The sequence below is a fragment of the Tenacibaculum sp. genome (assembly GCF_048269885.1).
In the GTDB taxonomy this organism is placed as follows: Bacteria; Bacteroidota; Bacteroidia; order Flavobacteriales; family Flavobacteriaceae; genus Polaribacter.
The window spans coordinates 157,244-175,469 of sequence record NZ_JBLWTZ010000006.1 but is presented as its reverse complement, the minus strand read 5'-3'; the positions used below and the strand labels follow the sequence as shown (position 1 = coordinate 175,469).

The following is an 18,226-nucleotide window of genomic DNA, read 5'->3' as shown; positions in this document are numbered from 1 at the left end:
TAACTGTAAATTATGCTAAATCATACCTGTCAGCATTCATTACTTTAGTCCAAGCAGCTACAAAATCTTTCACAAACTTTTCTTTGTTGTCGTCTTGTGCGTACACTTCAGCATAGGAACGTAAAATTGAATTTGAACCAAAAATTAAATCAGCTCTAGTCGCTGTCCATTTAGTATTTCCAGTTTTTCGGTCAACAATATTGTATAAGTTTTGTCCAGTAGGCTTCCAAGAGTATTGCATATCAGTAAGGTTTACAAAGAAGTCATTACTCAATACACCTTCATTATCTGTAAATACACCATGTTTGGTATTTCCATGGTTAGTTCCTAATACACGCATTCCTCCAACTAAAACAGTCATTTCAGGAGCGGTTAAGCCCATAAGCTGTGTTCTATCTAATAATAACTCTTCAGGTTTTACTACATAATCTTTCTTTTGCCAGTTTCTGTACCCGTCGTGTAAAGGCTCTAAAACATCAAAAGATTCAGCGTCTGTCATTTCAGCTGTGGCATCTCCTCTTCCAGGAGTAAAAGGAACTTTAATGTTAACACCACCTTCTTCAGCGGCTTTTTCAACAGCAGCACTACCTCCTAAAACAATCAAATCAGCAATGCTTACTTTCTTGCTTAACCCTAATTGAATTTCAGCGAGTTTATCTAATACTTTTTTCAATCTTGTTGGTTCGTTTCCTTCCCAGTCTTTTTGAGGAGCTAAACGAATACGGGCACCATTAGCACCACCTCTAAAGTCAGAACCTCTAAAAGTTCTAGCACTATCCCAAGCAGTATTTATAAGTTCAGTACGTGTAAGTCCACTATTCAATAGCTTTTCTTTTAGTTCTTCAACTTCAGTGTCGGTTAAAGTATAATCAACGGTAGGAACAGGGTCTTGCCAGATAAGTGTTTCTGATGGGGCATCAATACCTAAATAACGTGTGTTGGGTCCTAAATCACGGTGTGTTAATTTAAACCAAGCACGCGCAAAAGTATCAGCAAAATAGGATGGATCTTTGTAGAACTTTTCAGATATTTTTCTGTATTCAGGATCCATTTTCATTGCCATATCCGCATCAGTCATGATGGGATTTCTTTTGATATTTGGGTTGTGGGCATCTACAGGTTTGTCTGCTTCTTCCATACTAACAGGCTCCCATTGCCATGCACCGGCTGGACTCTTTTTTAACTCCCATTCATGATTTAATAATAAATGAAAATAGGTATGATTCCATCTGTCGGGTGTAGTTGTCCAAGCACCTTCTAAACCACTAGTAACTGTATCTGCAGCATTCCCGTTTCCTTTTGGATTCATCCAACCAAAACCTTGATCTTGAATTTCTGCTCCTTCAGGGCTTTGTCCCAAGGCATCGGCATCACCATTACCGTGAGCTTTTCCTACGGTGTGTCCACCAGCTGTTAACGCAACGGTTTCTTCATCGTTCATTGCCATTCGCTTAAAAGTTTCTCTGACATCTTGTGCGGTTCTTAACGGATCTGGTTTTCCGTCTACTCCTTCAGGGTTTACATAAATCAACCCCATTTGAACTGCGGCAAGTGGGTTTTCAAGAGATTCACGATCTTTATCGCTATCGTACCTGTTTTTTGTAGGGGCTAGCCATTCTTTTTCAGTCCCCCAATAAATATCTTTTTCAGGATGCCAAATATCTTCGCGTCCTCCAGCAAAACCAAATGTTTTGAATCCCATAGATTCATAAGCCATGTTCCCAGCCAAAATAATAAGGTCTGCCCATGATAATTTGTTACCATACTTCTTTTTAATAGGCCATAGTAAACGTCTAGCTTTGTCTAAATTCCCATTATCAGGCCAGCTATTTAATGGAGCGAAACGTTGATTACCAGTATTACTACCACCTCTACCATCAGCAACTCTATACGTACCAGCCGCGTGCCACGCCATACGAATCATTAAACCGCCGTAATGTCCCCAGTCGGCAGGCCACCAGTCTTGACTATCGGTCATTAAGTCTTTTAAGTCGCTTTTAACTGCTTCTAAGTCTAATTTTTTAAATTCTTCAGCGTAGTTGAAACTTTCTCCTAAGGGGTTAGTTTTGGTGTCGTGTTGATGTAGGATGTCTAAATTCAATGATTTAGGCCACCATTCCATAACGTTGTCATGTATTTCTGTATTAGCACCTTGAGAAAAAGGGCACTTCCCATTGCTACTAGAAGAGTGTGAGTGTACATCTTTCATATTTATATTTTTTTTAGGTTAGATTAAGCTCAAATTTACGATAAAACTATGGATAATTTTTATCTATATTTTTTATTTTGGTATAATATATTCTTATTCTTTGTTTTTTTTGTTTTGTAAGTTGTTGGTTTTTAAAATGGTATTTTGTTTATTGATTTTGTTGTTTTAGTAGTATTGATAATTCTTATAATGTAATAAAAAAATATTTTTAGTTTCACTCTTTAAATGGTAAGAAACGAAATACATTTGTGCTCGTAAAAAATTATTAATCAATAAACAATTATAAAATGGCTACAGCAGTAGGAAAAAAATTTCCAAGTTTAAACGTAGATGCAATGAATGAAATGGGTGATACGTTTAAATTAAATGTATTAGAAGAGGCAGTTAAAAACAAGAAAAAAGTGTTGTTATTTTGGTATCCGAAAGACTTTACTTTCGTTTGTCCAACAGAGTTACACGCTTTTCAAGCTGCATTACCAGAATTTGAAAAAAGAAATACTATCGTAATTGGTGCTTCTTGTGATACTCCAGAGGTACACTTTGCTTGGTTAAGCCAATCAAAAGATAAGGGAGGTATTGAAGGAGTTACATATCCATTATTAGCGGATAGTAATCGTAATTTGTCATCTATTTTAGGTATCTTAGACATCTCTAACGAAACGTATGATGAAGCTACAGGAACTGTTCAGGTAGAAGGAGATAACGTAACGTATAGAGCTACCTATTTAATTGATGAAGAAGGAACTGTATTCCACGAAGGAATCAACCACATGCCAGTTGGTCGTAACGTAAACGAATATTTACGTTTAGTTGATGCGTACACTCATGTACAAGAAAAAGGGGAGGTTTGTCCTGCTAACTGGGAAGAAGGTAAAGAAGCGATGCAAGCAAATGCTAAAGCTACTGCAGAGTACTTAGCAGCGATCTAAGAATATAATTTAAGAAAGGAAACAAGTTCGTGTGAGATAAGTGAAGGGGTCGAGCACGAGCTCCTTTCGAAACAGATAATACAAAAGACTATGGTACAAGAATTGAGTCAAGACAATTTATCAGAGGTTGTTGCAGGGAATAAAAAAGTAGTAGTGCAATTTTCAGCTACATGGTGTGGTAACTGCCGTATTATGAAACCTAAATTTAAAAAGTTATCTACTGAAAATGAAGATATGGTTTTTGTTATTGCTGATGCAGAGAAATTTCCAGAGAGTAGAAAACTTGCTGATGTAAGTAACTTACCTACTTTTGCTACTTTTATTGATGGTAAATTTGTAAATCAAACTCAAACTAACAAGTTTGATGTGTTGAAAGATTTAGTAAACGAAGTAGCTTAATTATGAAATTACCAGTAATTAAACACCTAACTTCATTTATTGAAGAAAACGACCAAGATTACGTACTAGAAACTATTGAAACTCTTGAGGCTTTAACAGAAGTTCCATCGTTAAAAGACGAAGAGTTAGACGTAATAGGGGAATTAATTTCCAATATGTACGGAGCAATTGAAGTTGATAAAATGATTAAAGACGGAACACCTAAAAAAGAAGCGTTAAATAATTTTATGAAACGTGTATTAGGTTCAATTGACCAATAGTTTTTAGAAACTGATATTAAGAAGAATCCCAGAAAAATTAAAAATTTTCTGGGATTTTTTTATGATATAAGGTGTTATGTTTGACTAAATATGTTAGGAAAATTGGAAGTTAAAACACTTTGTAGCTTTTCTTTAGTTAATGGTTTTGATCTAAATTCATTTATTTGATTAATAGCTTTGGCTTTTTCTTTATCGTTAGGATCCAAAGACGTGGTAAGCATGATTACAATTTTTTTAGCTTGTTTATTTTTATCAAACTTTTTGTATTCTTCCAAGAAATCCCATCCATTCATCTTAGGCATATTAATGTCTAAAAAAATAAGTTCTGGATGAGGAATATTGTTTTCAATATTAAATTTTAAATACACAAGGGCTTCTTCAGCACTTTGTTTGCATAGAACGTGTTCGGCGCAATTTTCTTTTTCTATAATTAATTTGTGAAGAAAATTGGTTGCGGGGTCGTCGTCAATTAATAAGATAGTGTGTAGTTTTTTCATAATTATTGGTTTGGTATTGTAAAGAAAAAGGTGCTTCCTTTTCCTAATTTTGATTTAACTCCAATTTCCCCTCCGTGCATCCCTACTATTTTTTGGCAATGGGCAAGACCAATTCCTGTACCTTCATATTGATCTTCTGGGTGTAACCGTTGAAAAATTGAAAAAATTTTGTCTTGAAACTGTTCAGGAATTCCGATACCGTTATCTTTTACATAGAATTTCCACGCTTGATCTTTCTTTTTTGCCTTAATCGAAATATAAGGAGAAACTTCTTTTTTAGAAAATTTTATAGCATTGCTAATAAGGTTTTGAAATAACAACCTAAGCTCAGTAGGGTAAGCACTAATAATAGGTAGGTTGCTAAATTTTATAGTTGCCTTACTTTGTTTAATCGTACTGTTTAAGTCTTCTATGATGTCATTAACTAGAAGGTTACAGTTTACTTTTGATAGTTCTCTTTGACGACCTAACCGCGAATAATCTAATAAGTTTTTAATTAAACTGCTCATTCTACGAGTCGCCTTTTTTATAAAGAGAAACAGTTGTTTTGCATTGTTATCTAGTTTATCGTGATATTCATCATAAAGAATGTCAGAAAAAGAAGAAATGGTTCTCAAGGGTTCTTGTAAATCGTGTGAGGTAATATAACTAAACTGCTCAAGTTCTTGATTTTTCTGTTCTAAGGTTTTTACATATTTAGAAGCTAGTAACTCTTCAGCTTCTTTACGTTTGGTAATGTCTAGCTGAATAGCCATATACTCTCTAATATAATTGGTTTTTTTCTTTAGAGGAACAATAGCGGTTTCTGTCCAGTACAAAGAACCGTCTTTAGCTCTGTTTTTTACTTCGCCAAACCAAGGGTCTCCTGAAGATACAGTTAACCAAGCTTCTGTAAAAAAAGAATCTGGATGGTAATCAGAACGAACAATTTCATTTGTACTTCCAATAATTTCCTCTCTTGAATACTTAGAAATTTCACAAAACTTATCGTTTACATATTTAATAAAAGTGTTCTCATCTGTAATAGCAACAATAGCTATTTTATCTAAAGCTTCTTTAAACTGTAATAACTCTGAGTTTTTATTAATTAAGTTTTTCTCTAGGGCTTTTCTTAAGTAGTCAGATTTGTTCAATCCAATAGAAACTATATAGGTGTATAAAAAACCAGAGAGTATTAAAATTAAGGTATATACGATAATACCAGATTGGGCTCCTATTATTTTTTCATTTATAAGGGTAAGCATTAAAAAACTTAAAAAAAATGGAATAAGGATGATAAAAGGTAACAATCGTTGAAGAGATCTACTACCATCGCTGTTTCCTAAAATAGTTTCTTTAAATCCAATGTTGTAAGACTTAAATATTAATAAAAATGAAATAAAAACAAAAGAGATGGCTGTTTGAACAGACATAGTTTTGAAAAAAACAATTTTAGAGTCTGTTGGAAATCTTAAAATAAAATACAATATGGTAATTAATGAAATTATTGAGGTTACCAGCGCCACGTGCTGAGTTGTAGCAATATAAACTCTATTGGTTGATTTTAATCCAGTAAGTCCAATGGCAAAAAAAATAAAACATACTGCTGTAGCTTCTGACATTCTGCCCGGGTTGACTATTGTTAAGGAGTCTTTTATAAATAGATTGTCTATGTAGAGGTTTACTCTAAAGATGTATTCGATAAGAGTTAAGGTACTGATAAATAATACTGTATAAGTGAAGAGAAAGAAAGGCTTCCTATATGTTTTTTGCTTTTTTCTACTAATAATTAAGCTTACTGTACATAAAAAGAACAATAAGGCAGTGTTAAATTTGGTTGTAGCTCCATTTTCATTAATTGTAAATACAAGTTGCTTATGAAGAATCCATTCGAGCATCGTAAAAACGCTAAAGAACAATACCAAATAAGTAAACAGGTAACTTATGTATTTAAGTTTTTGTGATTTCATGTAGTGGGGGACTCTATAAAAAGGTTAATTATTGTTTTTTGAAAAGCAGGAGAGCATTTTTTCGTATTCAATAATACTCTCGTTGTAATTGTTTATCACTGAGTTTATAAGCGATTTTATTCTTTTAATGTTTTTTGATTGGGAGCTTAGTTCTTCAATTTCAATAAGTAGGTCTTTAGATTGCAGCCCCATAATAGTAAATGAAGATTTTAAAAAATGAGTAACTTCTTTAATTAAAAGAAAATTTTCTTCGGCACTTGCTTTTTCTAGAGTAGCAATCTTACCCTTGCTCTCTGTTAAGAAAACAGAAATCATTTCAGTATAAAGTTCAATATCATCAGAGAGGTTGTTGTTTAGAAAGCTTAAATCAACAATTTCACTATGAAAGCAATTGTTTTTTAACATGGGGGTACAATTTTATAAATACAGTTTTAATACAGATAATTAAATAGTTAAATTAACATATTTTTATTATATTTGAGTATCAGGTATGATTTTTTTATAAAATTAGTAAAAAAAGTATGTAAATAATAATTTAATGAGTAAGGAAAAGAAAATTGTTATAGCTGAGGATAACTCAGTGTTTTTGTTATTAATTAAATTAAAGTTAGAAAAAGAAGGCTACAAACTGTTTGTTGCTGAAGATGGAAAAAAAGCAATTGAGCTTATAGAGGTTTGTGAGCCAGACTTGATTTTAACAGATATAATGATGGATTATCTTTCTGGTTTGGAAGTTATCAGTCATGTTAGAAATGTATTAAAAATGGATGTCCCTATTCTTGTTTTTTCGGCTTCTGGCCAGGAAGAAATGGTAACACAAGCGTTTAATTTAGGTGCCAATGATTTTATGGTAAAACCATTAATGCCTAATGAGTTAGTGATAAGGGTAAAACGAATGCTTATGTAAAATAAACTTATCTCTCAACATTTATGGTCCCCCCTCAATTTATCGATTCTTTTTTTAAAGATCTTCCGTTTGTTGTCAAAATAATCTGGATACTTGCTACAGTTTTCTTTTTTGTTTTACTAAATCTTATTCTTTTTTTAAAAGTAGTAAGGCATCGTTTAAGAAAAAAAGAAGCATTTCTTAAAAATAAAGGGAAAGAGTATGAAGTTCATATTGTAAACTACCTTTATGCATGTGAAGGTTGTGAAGATGTAAATAGCACTCAAGAAAAACTTATTTCAGAGCTGAAACTTAGTTTAAAGACCAGTGTAAACAGAAAGGTGTTTGTTCATACACTGCTTACTTTAAAAGGAGAAGTTTCTGGTAGTATGGTTGATGTTATCAATCAATTATATAGAAGGCTAGGGCTAAATAAACATGCCTTGTCAAGGTTAAGGAGTAGTAAATGGCATGTAGTTGCCATAGGAATTAGAGATTTAAGACGATTTAAAGTATTAGAAGCTCAAAAAGAAGTAGCTAAATGTATTAACCACTCCAAAGTAGAAGTTCGAAGACAAGCCTACTTATATTTTATCAATTTGTTTGGTTTTAAAGGGCTTGATTTTTTAGATCATTTAAAAATTTCGATTTCAGTTTGGGATCGAATAGGAATTCTTGGTGCTTTACAAGAGATGAAAACACAAGAAGTGCCTGATACTCGAAAATGGCTAAGGTCTCAAAACAGCTATGTGGTATTGTTAGCTTTGGATTTGGTAAGAGGTTATAACCTACGAGAAAATCAAGAAGAACTACTTCAGTTAATACAACACCAAAATAGCAAGGTTCGCTTAAAAACCATTCATGTTTTAAACCATTTATACATAACGGAAGCAAAAGAATTGCTTATCAACGCATACGAAACATTAACCGTAAAAGAGCAAATTGCAGTATTTGAACTCTTAGAAAATATGGGAGCTATAGAAGAAGAATCGTTTGTTTTAAAACATATTACCAGTCATATTTTTGAAATAAAAGTACTGGCTCTGAAAATTTTAAAACAAATAAACACGCCAAAATTTTTAGGTGTTAAAAATGAAATGAGTAGGCTAGGGAATTTCAAGCTTATTGATTTCTTAGAAAAAATACCCTAAATAAAAAGAAAGTTATGGAGGTCTCTAGCATTGTATATTATCTATTATTTGTTATTCATTTTTTATTCTTAGGATACTCATTTTTAGTTTTAGTATCCTATGGAATATTGGCTGTTTATTCGAGAAAAGAAACAATTTCTTATTTGCGAAAAAATAGTTTTGTTAATTACAAAGACATATTATCATCAAGGTTAGCGCCTGGGATTTCAATTATCGCACCAGCCTATAATGAAAGTTTAAATATTGTAGAAAATGTAAGGTCGTTACTCTCTACACACTATGCAAATTACGATGTAATTATAATAAATGATGGGAGTACAGATGATAGTTTGGAAAAATTAATTAACGCTTACAACTTAGAAAAAGTAGAGTATTTAATTAATGAACGTATTAAGACAAGACCCATAAGAGCTGGAGTTTTCAAATCTAAAAATCCAGCCTTTGAAAGACTCATTGTAGTTGATAAAGAAAATGGAGGAAAAGCAGACGCGCTTAATGTAGGATTAAATATTAGTAAGAATGATTATGTGGCTTGTATTGATGTAGATTGCTTGCTGATGGAAGACTCACTACAAAAAATGATCAAACCTTTTTTAGAATATACAGATAGAGAAGTTATAGCGTCAGGGGGAGTTATAAGAATAGCGAACTCATGCATTATAAAAAATGGAAAGCTACTAGATGTAAATTACCCAAAAACTACGTTGGTTAGAATGCAAATATTAGAATACTTACGATCTTTTTTATTGGGTAGAATGGCATGGAGTAAATTAAACGGATTGTTGGTGATTTCAGGAGCATTTGGAATGTTTGATAAAAATATAGCGATTAAAGTAGGTGGGTATAGTACAAAAACTGTTGGAGAAGATATGGAAATTGTTGTTCGAATGCGGAGATATATGGAAGAACAAAACAAGAAATATAAAGTAGCTTATATTCCAGACCCTTTATGTTGGACCGAGGCTCCAGAAAGCTATAAAACATTTATATCACAGCGTAATAGATGGACGAGAGGAACTATAGAAACATTAAAAACACACAAAGTAATAGGCTTTAATCCAAAATACAGGGTATTAGGCATGTTAAGTTTTCCTTACTGGTTTCTTTTTGAACGACTAGCACCTATAATTGAAGTACTCGGAATTATATACTTTGTGGTGCTGCTTTTTTTAAAAAGTGTGCATTGGAGTTATGTACTTGGCTTTTTTTTAGCAGCCTATTTTTCTTCTGTCATATATACGTTATTAGCTATTTTTTCAGAAGAATTTAGTTTTCATCAATACAAAAAAAAGGGAGTGGGGTTTCAATTGATAAAATCGGCTTTTATAGAACCTTTTCTGTTACACCCTATAATATTATATGCAGCATTAATGGGAAATAAAGATTACTACTTTAATAAAAAACTGAAATGGGGGAAAATGACCCGAAAAGGATTGAGTAATAAATTATGATGAAAAAAAGCCTAGTAGCGTATTTAAAAGTACTTGCAGCCTTGTTAGTAATGATTTGGCTGTTAGGACTGTTTGAAGTTATTACAACCTTTAAAGAAACTGATACAGTAGTTTTTATATTAAAAGTTGTTTTGTATAAGTTGTTACATGCAGTAATTACAGTTTTAATAATAGGAGCATTGTTGTTCCCTTTATACTGCTTATTAGGATTGGGAAACAAAAAAATAGCCGAAATATTACTCGTAGTTTTAGGAGTGTTTCTTGTAATTGGAGAATTCTCTTTGGTAAAATATAGCACAACTACTTTGTTAAATTTAGGAGCAGATCTTTTAGGGTACTCCTATGCTGATATTTACAAAACAATAGCATCGTCCAAATCATTTTCTATTGTAAACTACTTGTTCATTTTAACAATTCCATTGCTTTTTTTAGTATTGGTGTATTTGTTTAAGAAGAAAATACCAGCAAAGCATTTTCTAAAAACAATTTTAGGATTACTAATACTGGCACTGCCATTGAAGTTCTTTAATTCAGAATTCAACGAAACTGTGTATCAAACTAAAATTAGTTTTTTAGCAGTTGATATTTTAAAGTTTAAATTGGATAAACTACAAACACACAATTATCAGCCTGAAGAAGCAAATGAGTACCCACTTTTAAAATCATCAGAAGAAACAAAAGATGTATTAGGGCCTTTTTTTAATAGAACATTGAAAAAGCCCAATATAGTCGTTATTGTAATGGAAGGGCTAGGGACTGAATTTGTAGATGGTAATTCATACAGTGGGTTTACTCCCTATATAGATAACCTAATAACACAATCGTTGTATTGGGAGAATTTTGTTAGTAACACCGGTCGAACCTTTGGGGTGCTACCTTCACTACTTGGATCGTTACCTTTTGGAGACACAGGTTTTTTAGAAATACCCAAAACACCATCACACCTATCGCTATTTAATATATTAAAAGCAAACGGGTATACAACTTCGTATTATACAGGAACCCAATCTAGCTTTGATAAAATCATTAACTTTTTAGAATATAATAGCGTTGATTTTATTGTTGATGAAAATAAATATGGACCGTCATATGTAAAAACAGGTGGAGTTGATGGTTTTTCTTGGGGATACCCAGATGCAGAAATGTTTAAAAAAGTTGTAAGTACTTTAAAAAATAAAAAGCAGCCTAGGTTAGATGTGATAGCAACGCTTAGCAATCACGAACCTTTTGTGTTTCCAGAGAAAGAAACCTACAAAAAGAAGGTAGATAGTATTTTAAAAACCTCACGAACATTTGAAGTTCCTAAAAAAGAAATAGCAAACAAAAAAGAAATATATGCAACGCTACTTTACAGCGATCATTCTCTAAAAAACTTTATGGAGAGTTATAAAGAAAGAGAAGATTTTGATAATACAATTTTTGTGATTACAGGAGATCATAGGCTAATTCCAATAGAACAAAAAGACAAGTTGTGTAGATTTCACGTTCCGTTGTTAATATACAGTCCCATGTTAAAAAAAGCACAGCGTTTTAAATCTGTTTCTTCTCATTTAGATGTTGCGCCAAGTATTTATTCCTTTTTAACGAATAATTATACGTTTGAACCACTGAAACAAACTGCTTGGTTAGGAATAGGCTTAGACACTACAAAGAGTTTTAGAAATATTCATCACATAGGATTAATGCGTTATAAAGGAGGTTTGAAAGATTTTATTTATGGTGAATATTTGTTTTCTGATGGAGAGTTGTATAAGATAGATCACACTTTTGAAACACATCCAATTAACAACGATAAAATATTGAGTAAGGTAAAAAAATCTTTTGAAGCGTTTAAAGCAATTAATAAATATGTAACAGAGCAGGATAAAATTTATCCAGATGTTCTTTATGAAAGAAAGCAGGATAAAATTCAATTTACAGAAGGAGAGCAAAAAATAATAAGAGAAGTAACAGAAGGGAAAACATTTGATGAGGTGTTTTTGATAGCAAGATCAAAAGCTTTTGACGGAGATAGGGTAGCTGCAAGATTACTTTGCGATTTTATATTAAACAACATGCCAAATCATGCAGATGCAAGAATTTTAAAAGGCAGAACATTGTCTTGGGATGGAAACTATAAAGAAGCAGAAAAGCTGTTGTTAAATGCAGTTGAAAGACATCCATTTTACGATGATGCTTATATAGCCTTGTTAGATCTGTATTGGTGGTCAGGTAAAGAAACAAAAAGTATAGTTGTTGCTCAAGAAGCTTATGTAAATGAAATTAAAAATCCAGAGATAAGCTTTAAACTGGCAAAGGCATATCAACGATTACAACAAAAAAGGGAGGCCTTAAAAATTATAGATAGTCTTTTAACCTTGTATCCAGATAATAAAGAGTATGTAGCACTAGAAAAAATATTAAAAGAATGATGTTAAACAGCATAAAATATAAGCTTAGTATACTGTTAATGTTACTTGTTTGTACTGTTTTTTCACAACAGAAAGTATTTCAAGGTAATCCAGACACCGCTTTTGAAAAGGCAAGAGCAATGGCTTTTAATCAGCAACGAAAAAAGGCACAAGATACGTTGCGATTTATTTTAACAAAGTATCCAAATTATTTAGATATACGTTCATTTTTAGCAAGTACTTATTCTTGGGATGGAAATTATAAAGAAGCTAGAAAAGAGTTTGAATATGTGTTGGAAAAAGATCCTAAAAGAAAAAATGATTGGATAGCGGCTATTAAAAATGAACTGTATGCCTCGTTACCTTATAAAGCAAACGATTTAGTAAAAAAGGCATTGTCATATTTTTCAGACGATACAGATTTACTGTATCTAAAGGCAAAGTCAGAAGAAAAATTACAGAACCCAAAGGAAGCATTAATAACGCTAGATAAAATAATTAGCATGGCTCCTAACAATTCTAAGGCAATTTCGTACAAAAAAAGTTTAACCAATACATTGCGTTTTAATAGTGTAGGGTTGAGTTATTCAACCGTTTTGTATCATAAGAATGAACGAGATGCATCACACTACAGTACGCTTAATTACACAAGACAAACAAAATATGGGAGTGTAATTGCTAAAATAAATTACTCAAGGCGTTTTGAGTCTGATAACCTACAGTATGAAGTAGATTTATACCCAAGAATAACAGACGGTTTATACGCATACGTGAGTGCAGGCTTTTCAAACTCTAGTTTATTTCCTAAGGTGCGTTATGGAGCAGAACTGTATAAGTCGTTACCACTTGGCTTAGAAGTTTCTTTAGGTTTTAGAGGGTTAAAATTTTCTGAAACAACAACTATTTACACAGGATCCATAGGCTGGTATACAGGGAATAGTTATTGGTCGTTACGACCTTATTTTACTCCTAACGATAACGGTACAAGTAAATCAGTTACGCTAGCGTATCGTAGGTATTATAGTGATGCTGATAATTATTTTGGAATAGCTGTTGGAATGGGATTTTCACCTGAAATAGATAGGTTTCCAGTAAATACAGAGCAAACGGTAGTTTTTGATTTAAAAACACAAAAAATAAGTGGAGAATATGCATTTACCTCTTCCAATAAAAAGCATGCCTGGAGAGCCTCGGTAAATATTTTGCGTGAAGAAAAAAGCTTTGAGAGAGGAGCATACTTTTTGTTATACACTTTGGGAATATCTTACGATTTACGGTTTAGATAGGAGTTACATTTAGTAAAATTAAACAAATTTTCGATGGTAGTTTTTGCCTAGTTTGACTGCGTATTCAATTACATTTTTAATGATTTTTCTATTGTCGTTTTTACGCCAATTGATATATAACTCCGTATTTTCTGGTAGTGTGATAAAACGAAGATTGGTATTTAAAGAAAACTGATATGAATACGGCAAAATAGAAATCCCTAAACCTCTACCAACTAAACTTAAAATCATGCTTCCAAAATCAGATTCAATATGAGTTTGAGGTTCAAAACCGTAAGCGTTAAAAATATTGCGAAGCAACGAAGAAAAATAGGTGGTATGGTGCAACCCAGAGAGAATAAATTTTTCGTCTTTTACATCTCTTAAGTCTATAAACGAATCTTCAGTTAACCAATGGTTTTTAGGTACGACAAGACAAACAGGTTCTGCGTACAGTTTTTCAGATAAAATAGAAGTATTTAACACCTCGTTTCTACTAAAAGCAACGTCTATCTGATAACCAGAAAGAAGGTTTTCAAGTGTAATATCAGTAGGTTCCATAAGCTCTACTTTTAAGTCGGGTTTTTCTTCCGAAAACAACGTAAGTAGTTCAGGTAAATAGTTGTAAGAAATAGAACCAGGGTAGGCGATGCTAACAAGTCCGGAAGAACCTTCGTCTATTTTTTTTGCGTGTTGATGAGTACGATCAAACTCGTCTAGTAAAATGCTCCATTTTTTTTTAAGGAACACACCAGCCTCGGTAAGTTTTACATTTCTTTTATCTCGCTCAAATAAAGTAATACCCAATTCTTCTTCTAAAGATTGAATTTGTCTACTCAACGACGATTGAGAGGTGTAAACTTTCTCTGCTGTTTTCCAGAAATGTAATTCTTCTGCTAGCGTTAAAAAATATCGAATCTGTTGAAATGTCATTTTAATGCGTTTTTTGCATTAATTAATCAAAAATAAGTATTTTTTAATAAAGAGAACTACTGTTGCTTTGCATAAAAAAACAGTGTAATCATTTTTAAAAAGTAACGAAATGGGAATTGAGAATTTTATCGCATTTTTTGTAGCAACTCTTCTTTTTGTATTAACCCCAGGAATAGAAACTGTTTTCTTAATTAACAAATCTATTAGTCAAGGAAGAAGGTCTGGTGTGTACACTAGCTTTGGTTTAAATACAGGGGCTTTGGTGCATACGTTGTTTGGAGCGTTGGGATTGTCGATTATGGTAGCTAAATCTGCATTGTTTTTTGCGTTGATTAAGTATTTAGGAGCGGCTTACCTGGTTTATTTAGGGGTTGCAAAAGTGATGTCAAAAAAAGGATTGATTACTGAGACAAATGAAGAGCAAAAGAAAAATTCAGCAAAAAGTAGTTTTACATCAGGATTTGTTACTAATATATTAAATCCGAAAGTTGCATTATTCTTTATAGCTTTTTTTCCGCAGTTTATAAGTCCAACAGAAATAGAGAATCCCGTTCCTTTTATAATAATGGGAGTTATTTATGCGGTAATGACTACTATTTGGTACTTGATTTTAACATCGTTTGCAGGGATGTTTTCAACTAAAATTAAAGAGAATGAAAAAATAGGCGTAAGGCTAAACAAAGTGTCAGGAGCAATATTTGTATTGATGGGGTTACAAATAGCGTTTATGTAATAGTAAATAATGCTTAAAAGAAAAAACCTGAGTTATATATAACTCAGGTTTTTAAAATTTAGAATCGTACAGTTCTATTAGTTATGTTTTCATCGTATTTTTTTGCAAACTTTTTTAAGTTCTTAGAATTAATGTTGCCTTCATTATCTAAGACATTGTTTTCAAGCAAAAGCTTTACCATGTATTTCCAACCTCTAGTTCTTACTCTACTTGATTCAACCCATATTTCATCTTTGGCGAAAAACATTTTTTTATAATCATCGTCAAGATAGTTATGAGTACCGTTGTCTTCTTGAAACATATTAGCTACTTCATCATTATTATCAAGAGAGTAAAAAGTTATTTCGGTACCAAGACCTCTTTTTTCATATTTTAAAATTTCTTTTCCGTCTACTAGTACTTTTCCTTTTTTTAATTTTATTTTTTGAGAAAACCCCAAAGAAGCTATTAGAATAGTAAAAGTAATTGATAATAAAAGTTTCTTGTTCATAATGGTAATTTAATTTGTTTAATAAAGGGAATAAAAATAGCTTTTCTTTAGAAAAGAAACATTACATGTGAGTTAATTTAGTTACTATTTCTTTATGCTCAGGGAATAACAGTATAAGCTCTTCTCTTTTAGGTAATACAAAATCGTTGAAGTCAAATCCAGGAGCGACGGTACAACCAGTAAAAGCATAGGAGTTTTCTTTATTTACTTCAGCGGCAAACCAATAACCAGCAGGAACTACAAATTGTGGGAATTCATCATTTGCGAAGTCATTTCCAATCAATACAAATGAGTAGTTTCCTTCGGGAGATATCATATGTAGTTTTAAAGTACTTCCTTTATAAAAATGCCAAATTTCATCTTGATTGATTTTATGAAAGGCAGAAAATTTTTCAGAAGTTAATAAAAAATAAATACACGTACTGTAATTTCTATCGCCTACAAAGTTAGAATTTAAGTGTTCGTTTTTAATAATTCCGTTGCTTCTGTATGTTTCTTTATAAAAACCACCTTCAGGATGCTCTGTTAAGTCAAACTTTTTAATTAGTTGTTGAGTTGTCATTTTCTTTTTGTTCGTTAACTTTTTTAATAATGGCTTTTAAACGTTCTTTGGTACGCTGTTTTTCCAAGCGAAGCTTATTTTCTTTTTGTTTCATTAAGCGCGTATGCTTCGCTTTGTTTACTGTGTTTTTAGCTTTCCCTTTTTTAGGCATTTTAAGGATTGATTTTCCAGATTTTATCTGCAGTTTTTAAATATTCTGATAAGGCAGCTGATCCATACCAGTTGTATAAATCTACATCTAAGTATTTTTCAGCTATAGCAGGATCTGTATTAATTAGCATTCGAGCCTCTTCAATGGTTTTTACATTGAATATAAAAAGTCCTCGATAAGCGTTTTCGTTTTTACCAAATGGTCCAGCAACAATGAGTTTTTGCTCTTTAACTAATCTGTTGATGTTATTTAAATGGCCCTTAAAAGCCTTACTTTTAAGTTCTTTGTCTGTTGAGGTATTGCTGCCTGTTTTTAAGATTGCAAATACATAACTTTTCATTCCGTAGTCATCTGCACCTAATTCTTTAGCTAGTTTAGCATCGTAATTAAGATTGTTATTTTGAGCATTTAAAGTAATAGATAACAGTGCTATTATGAATGTGAAAAAGAGTTTCATGCAGTGTAAAGTTTTGTAAATTATAAAATTACACGTTTTTTATGAATTGCCAAAAGTCCTAAGAAAGTCAAGAAACCATTTAAAATTAAGACAAAAAAACCAAAATCAAATCCCATTTTTTCTTTGCTGTAAAAACTAATTGCATAGGTTAATACTGGAGCAATCAAACAAATAATAGGAACGAGTTTGTCTTTTACAGCTAGTTTGGTAAATAATCCGAAAGCATATAATCCTAATAGTGGTCCATAGGTATAACCAGCAAATTGGAATATTTTAGCGATGACACTTTCATCTGCAATAAAATATTTAAAAATTAAAATAGTGGCAACTAGGATAAAAGAGAATAACACGTGGATTTTCTTTCGTGTTTTTTCTTTTTCTTCTTCGTTTTCTTTTTTGTCAATTTCAAGAATATCAATACTAAATGAGGTAGTTAATGAAGTTAAAGCGCTATCGGCACTAGAGTAAGCTGCGGCAATCAATCCTAATAAAAAGAAAAGTGCCGTTATCATGCCTAAATCACCACTCATGGCTATAGTAGGAAACAAGTTGTCTTTGTGCGCATTTAATTCATTTGCTGTAGCGTAATCGGTTAACAATACTCCTAAAGCTAAGAAGAAAAAATTAACAATAACCAGTACTATAGTAAACCAAAACATGTTTTTTTGAGCATCTTTTAGGTTCCGACAGGTCAAGTTTTTTTGCATCATGTCTTGATCCAAACCTGTCATTACAATTGAGATAAAAGCACCTGAAAAGAACTGTTTCCAAAAGTAATTCCCTGCTTTTACATCATCAAAAAAGAAGGTTTTTGATAAGCTATTATCTGCTACGTACGAAAATAAATTATCTATTTGCATTTCGTCTTTTATCATCACAATACATACACCAACAGCAATCAGCATAAACAAGGTTTGTAAAGTGTCTGTCCATACAATAGTTTTAATTCCTCCTTTAAAAGTATATAACCAAATAAGTAAAATAGTAATAGTTACTGTTACCCAAAACGGAATTCCATAAGCATCAAATAAAATTAACTGTAATACATTTGCCACTAAAAACAAACGAAAGGCAGCACCAACAGTTCTTGAGAGTAAGAAAAATGAGGCACCTGTTTTATAGGAATGCCTACCGAAACGTCCTTCTAAATAAGTATAAATTGAGGTTAAATTTAACCGATAATAAAGAGGAAGTAATACGAGTCCAATAACGGCATAACCTACTACATACCCAAGTACCATTTGCATATAACTCATTTTATCACCTTCAACCCAACCTGGAACTGAGATAAAAGTTACTCCTGAAAGCGATGCGCCAATCATACCAAAGGCAACCAGATACCAAGGAGAGGAATTATTGGCTTTAAAAAATGTTTGATTGTTTGCCGATTTACCTGTGATGTAAGAAATGAGAATTAATACACCAAAATAGACTAAAATAAGGAGTAGTATATGTAATGGTTGCATACTGTTAATTACGAATTATAAATTACGAATGTACTAATTTAGTTTTTA

Annotated in this window: 19 protein-coding genes; 9 read left to right on the top strand and 10 right to left on the bottom strand. The window is 32.1% G+C overall.

Annotation, left to right across the window (positions count from 1 at the left end):
• Positions 1–10 precede the first annotated feature (10 nt).
• Positions 11–2,209, bottom strand: a complete 2,199-nt coding sequence (gene katG, locus ACN0WY_RS06640; RefSeq protein WP_417799878.1) for a catalase/peroxidase HPI — start codon at positions 2,207–2,209, stop codon at positions 11–13.
• 287 nt (positions 2,210–2,496) lie between these two features.
• Between katG and ACN0WY_RS06635 the strand changes: the two genes are divergently transcribed.
• The 3 genes from ACN0WY_RS06635 (at position 2,497) to ACN0WY_RS06625 (ending at position 3,797) form a co-directional block, all read left to right on the top strand.
• The gene (locus tag ACN0WY_RS06635) at positions 2,497–3,138 is read left to right on the top strand and encodes a peroxiredoxin (protein WP_330488680.1); all 642 of its coding nucleotides are present in this window, start codon (positions 2,497–2,499) and stop codon (positions 3,136–3,138) included.
• 90 nt (positions 3,139–3,228) lie between these two features.
• Positions 3,229–3,537 (top strand): thioredoxin family protein, encoded by a 309-nt coding sequence (locus tag ACN0WY_RS06630; RefSeq protein ID WP_330488679.1) that lies wholly within the window; start codon positions 3,229–3,231, stop codon positions 3,535–3,537.
• Between the two features lie 2 nt (positions 3,538–3,539).
• On the top strand, positions 3,540–3,797 hold the full coding sequence (locus tag ACN0WY_RS06625; protein ID WP_028892839.1) for a DUF6952 family protein: 258 nt from the start codon (positions 3,540–3,542) through the stop codon (positions 3,795–3,797).
• A 74-nt stretch (positions 3,798–3,871) separates the two neighbouring features.
• Here the strand turns inward: ACN0WY_RS06625 and ACN0WY_RS06620 are convergent, their stop codons facing one another.
• The 3 genes from ACN0WY_RS06620 to ACN0WY_RS06610 are packed head-to-tail and all read right to left on the bottom strand — an operon-like array spanning position 3,872 to position 6,648.
• Entirely contained in the window at positions 3,872–4,294 is a 423-nt protein-coding gene (locus ACN0WY_RS06620; RefSeq protein WP_330488678.1) for a response regulator, read from the bottom strand.
• A 2-nt stretch (positions 4,295–4,296) separates the two neighbouring features.
• The gene (locus ACN0WY_RS06615) at positions 4,297–6,243 is read right to left on the bottom strand and encodes a sensor histidine kinase (protein WP_417799877.1); all 1,947 of its coding nucleotides are present in this window, start codon (positions 6,241–6,243) and stop codon (positions 4,297–4,299) included.
• Between the two features lie 24 nt (positions 6,244–6,267).
• On the bottom strand, positions 6,268–6,648 hold the full coding sequence (locus tag ACN0WY_RS06610; protein ID WP_330488676.1) for a hypothetical protein: 381 nt from the start codon (positions 6,646–6,648) through the stop codon (positions 6,268–6,270).
• A 133-nt stretch (positions 6,649–6,781) separates the two neighbouring features.
• Between ACN0WY_RS06610 and ACN0WY_RS06605 the strand changes: the two genes are divergently transcribed.
• Genes ACN0WY_RS06605 through ACN0WY_RS06585 form a run of 5 tightly spaced genes read left to right on the top strand, consistent with a single transcriptional unit; the run spans position 6,782 to position 13,407 of the window.
• Entirely contained in the window at positions 6,782–7,150 is a 369-nt protein-coding gene (locus ACN0WY_RS06605) for a response regulator (RefSeq protein WP_330488675.1), read from the top strand.
• 23 nt (positions 7,151–7,173) lie between these two features.
• Positions 7,174–8,280 carry a hypothetical protein gene (locus ACN0WY_RS06600; RefSeq protein WP_417799876.1) on the top strand — a complete coding sequence of 369 codons (1,107 nt, stop codon included), beginning with the start codon at positions 7,174–7,176 and terminating at the stop codon, positions 8,278–8,280.
• A gap of 14 nt (positions 8,281–8,294) precedes the next feature.
• On the top strand, positions 8,295–9,731 hold the full coding sequence (locus tag ACN0WY_RS06595) for a glycosyltransferase (protein WP_330488673.1): 1,437 nt from the start codon (positions 8,295–8,297) through the stop codon (positions 9,729–9,731).
• Positions 9,728–12,142: a sulfatase-like hydrolase/transferase gene (locus tag ACN0WY_RS06590; protein WP_417799875.1), complete on the top strand. Its 2,415-nt coding sequence runs from the start codon at positions 9,728–9,730 to the stop codon at positions 12,140–12,142. Before ACN0WY_RS06595 ends, ACN0WY_RS06590 begins: the two co-directional genes overlap by 4 nt.
• Complete coding sequence (locus ACN0WY_RS06585; protein ID WP_417799874.1) at positions 12,139–13,407, top strand: YaiO family outer membrane beta-barrel protein; 1,269 nt, start codon at positions 12,139–12,141, stop codon at positions 13,405–13,407. The genes ACN0WY_RS06590 and ACN0WY_RS06585 overlap by 4 nt, the downstream gene beginning before the upstream one ends.
• A gap of 18 nt (positions 13,408–13,425) precedes the next feature.
• On the opposite strand, the gene ACN0WY_RS06580 is transcribed toward ACN0WY_RS06585, so the two are convergent.
• Positions 13,426–14,319, bottom strand: coding sequence for a LysR family transcriptional regulator (locus tag ACN0WY_RS06580; protein ID WP_330488670.1), 894 nt, complete (start codon positions 14,317–14,319; stop codon positions 13,426–13,428).
• Positions 14,320–14,428: 109 nt separating this feature from the next.
• Here ACN0WY_RS06580 and ACN0WY_RS06575 point away from each other — a divergent pair, with 109 nt between their 5' ends.
• The gene (locus ACN0WY_RS06575) at positions 14,429–15,052 is read left to right on the top strand and encodes a LysE family translocator (protein ID WP_330488669.1); all 624 of its coding nucleotides are present in this window, start codon (positions 14,429–14,431) and stop codon (positions 15,050–15,052) included.
• A gap of 58 nt (positions 15,053–15,110) precedes the next feature.
• On the opposite strand, the gene ACN0WY_RS06570 is transcribed toward ACN0WY_RS06575, so the two are convergent.
• The 5 genes from ACN0WY_RS06570 to ACN0WY_RS06550 form a co-directional block, all read right to left on the bottom strand.
• The gene (locus ACN0WY_RS06570) at positions 15,111–15,542 is read right to left on the bottom strand and encodes a hypothetical protein (RefSeq protein ID WP_417799873.1); all 432 of its coding nucleotides are present in this window, start codon (positions 15,540–15,542) and stop codon (positions 15,111–15,113) included.
• Between the two features lie 61 nt (positions 15,543–15,603).
• Complete coding sequence (locus ACN0WY_RS06565) at positions 15,604–16,104, bottom strand: cupin domain-containing protein (protein ID WP_417799872.1); 501 nt, start codon at positions 16,102–16,104, stop codon at positions 15,604–15,606.
• Positions 16,082–16,255: a hypothetical protein gene (locus tag ACN0WY_RS06560; RefSeq protein WP_330488666.1), complete on the bottom strand. Its 174-nt coding sequence runs from the start codon at positions 16,253–16,255 to the stop codon at positions 16,082–16,084. The genes ACN0WY_RS06565 and ACN0WY_RS06560 overlap by 23 nt, the downstream gene beginning before the upstream one ends.
• A gap of 1 nt (position 16,256) precedes the next feature.
• Positions 16,257–16,712 (bottom strand): hypothetical protein, encoded by a 456-nt coding sequence (locus ACN0WY_RS06555; RefSeq protein WP_330488665.1) that lies wholly within the window; start codon positions 16,710–16,712, stop codon positions 16,257–16,259.
• Positions 16,713–16,732: 20 nt separating this feature from the next.
• Positions 16,733–18,178, bottom strand: coding sequence for a sodium:solute symporter (locus tag ACN0WY_RS06550; RefSeq protein ID WP_417799871.1), 1,446 nt, complete (start codon positions 18,176–18,178; stop codon positions 16,733–16,735).
• Positions 18,179–18,226 lie beyond the last annotated feature (48 nt).

Coding starts and splice junctions, on each gene's coding strand:
- ACN0WY_RS06635 (WP_330488680.1), top strand. CDS start 2,497: ATGGCTACAGCAGTAGGAAAAAAATTTCCAAGTTTAAACGTAGATGCA.
- ACN0WY_RS06550 (WP_417799871.1), bottom strand. CDS start 18,178: ATGCAACCATTACATATACTACTCCTTATTTTAGTCTATTTTGGTGTA.
- ACN0WY_RS06625 (WP_028892839.1), top strand. CDS start 3,540: ATGAAATTACCAGTAATTAAACACCTAACTTCATTTATTGAAGAAAAC.
- ACN0WY_RS06620 (WP_330488678.1), bottom strand. CDS start 4,294: ATGAAAAAACTACACACTATCTTATTAATTGACGACGACCCCGCAACC.
- ACN0WY_RS06600 (WP_417799876.1), top strand. CDS start 7,174: ATGGTCCCCCCTCAATTTATCGATTCTTTTTTTAAAGATCTTCCGTTT.
- ACN0WY_RS06565 (WP_417799872.1), bottom strand. CDS start 16,104: ATGACAACTCAACAACTAATTAAAAAGTTTGACTTAACAGAGCATCCT.
- ACN0WY_RS06590 (WP_417799875.1), top strand. CDS start 9,728: ATGATGAAAAAAAGCCTAGTAGCGTATTTAAAAGTACTTGCAGCCTTG.
- ACN0WY_RS06615 (WP_417799877.1), bottom strand. CDS start 6,243: ATGAAATCACAAAAACTTAAATACATAAGTTACCTGTTTACTTATTTG.
- ACN0WY_RS06595 (WP_330488673.1), top strand. CDS start 8,295: ATGGAGGTCTCTAGCATTGTATATTATCTATTATTTGTTATTCATTTT.
- ACN0WY_RS06555 (WP_330488665.1), bottom strand. CDS start 16,712: ATGAAACTCTTTTTCACATTCATAATAGCACTGTTATCTATTACTTTA.
- ACN0WY_RS06610 (WP_330488676.1), bottom strand. CDS start 6,648: ATGTTAAAAAACAATTGCTTTCATAGTGAAATTGTTGATTTAAGCTTT.
- ACN0WY_RS06570 (WP_417799873.1), bottom strand. CDS start 15,542: ATGAACAAGAAACTTTTATTATCAATTACTTTTACTATTCTAATAGCT.
- ACN0WY_RS06605 (WP_330488675.1), top strand. CDS start 6,782: ATGAGTAAGGAAAAGAAAATTGTTATAGCTGAGGATAACTCAGTGTTT.
- ACN0WY_RS06585 (WP_417799874.1), top strand. CDS start 12,139: ATGATGTTAAACAGCATAAAATATAAGCTTAGTATACTGTTAATGTTA.
- ACN0WY_RS06575 (WP_330488669.1), top strand. CDS start 14,429: ATGGGAATTGAGAATTTTATCGCATTTTTTGTAGCAACTCTTCTTTTT.
- ACN0WY_RS06630 (WP_330488679.1), top strand. CDS start 3,229: ATGGTACAAGAATTGAGTCAAGACAATTTATCAGAGGTTGTTGCAGGG.
- ACN0WY_RS06580 (WP_330488670.1), bottom strand. CDS start 14,319: ATGACATTTCAACAGATTCGATATTTTTTAACGCTAGCAGAAGAATTA.
- ACN0WY_RS06560 (WP_330488666.1), bottom strand. CDS start 16,255: ATGCCTAAAAAAGGGAAAGCTAAAAACACAGTAAACAAAGCGAAGCAT.
- katG (WP_417799878.1), bottom strand. CDS start 2,209: ATGAAAGATGTACACTCACACTCTTCTAGTAGCAATGGGAAGTGCCCT.